The organism is Burkholderia sp. Se-20378 (genome assembly GCF_017104665.1).
In the GTDB taxonomy this organism is placed as follows: Bacteria; Pseudomonadota; Gammaproteobacteria; order Burkholderiales; family Burkholderiaceae; genus Burkholderia; species Burkholderia lata.
In genome coordinates this window covers 1-1111 of record NZ_JAAGPG010001120.1, presented here as the reverse complement: position 1 = coordinate 1111, position 1111 = coordinate 1, and the positions used below count along the sequence as shown (strand labels likewise).

1 protein-coding gene is annotated in these 1111 nt (G+C 67.3%); it reads left to right on the top strand.

Annotation, left to right across the window (positions count from 1 at the left end):
- Positions 1 to 887: SGNH/GDSL hydrolase family protein (locus G3N93_RS40495; RefSeq protein WP_206135574.1), on the top strand; the 887-nt coding region annotated here is incomplete at its 5' end.
- Positions 888 to 1111 lie beyond the last annotated feature (224 nt).

Genomic DNA, 1111 nt, shown 5'->3' with positions numbered 1-1111 from the left:
TCGAAAGCGATCCGGCGGCGATCGACGTCGCGGCGGGGCGGCCGTATGCGATCAGCCTCCAGATGGGGGCGAGCCAGCGGATGACGGTCTGGCACCGCGTGTCGAACCAGTTCAATTACGTGTCTGCGCCGGGCGATCATGCGAGTGATCCGGGCGCCGCCGCGTTCCGCACCCGCTTTACCCAATATGCATGGGTGAGCGAGCTCGCGGTCGAGGCCGGTTCGGCACGCGCCAGCGTCGCGGCGATCGGCGATTCGATTACCGACGGGCTGCGCTCGAGCGTGAACCGGAACCACCGCTGGCCGGACGCACTGGCGCGTCGGCTGACGGCCTCCGGCGCGGAGTCGATCGGCGTCGCGAATCTCGGTATCAGCGGGAATCGGCTGCTCAGCGATTCGGCGTGCTACGGCACGTCGCTGGCGTCGCGGTTCGAGCGGGATGCGCTGTCGCGCGCGGGTGTGAAAGTGGCGATCGTGCTGATCGGCATCAACGACATCAACTTCGCGGCGATGCCGCCGCGCGCGGGGCTCGATTGCGACCATCCGCATACGCAGGTCACGGCCGCATCGCTGATCGACGGCTACCGTCGGCTGATCGAAGCAGCGCATCGTCAGGGCGTGAAGGTTTTCGGCGCGACGCTGACGCCGGCCGGGCTGCCGGCGGGGCGCGAGGCGATCCGGCTCGAGGTGAACCGGTGGATCCGGAGCGGTAGTGGATTCGACGGTGTGGTCGACTTCGATGCAGTATTGCGCGATCCGGCGCACCCGAGCGTGCTGCAGCGTCGCTACGATAGCGGCGACGGCATTCACCCGAGCGACGCCGGCTACACGGCGATGGCCGAAGCAGTACCGGTCGAGCAACTGCGGGCTGCAGTGGGTGGCAAGTGACGCGCCTCTATATATTGAGGGAAGCGTTGCCGGCGACCTGGCGGCCGCGGTCGTTGCCCGGCCCGTCGAGCCCCAAGCCCCCGTGCGCGTCAGCGCGCGGGGGCTTTTTCAAATTTATTTCACAAAGGGGCTTGCGTAGTTGGGGGCGGGTGCTTAGAATCACGCCTCTTTCGCGCTAACGGAAACGCAGCGCGGAAGAGGGAAGCAAGGGGGGGTGGTGTGCT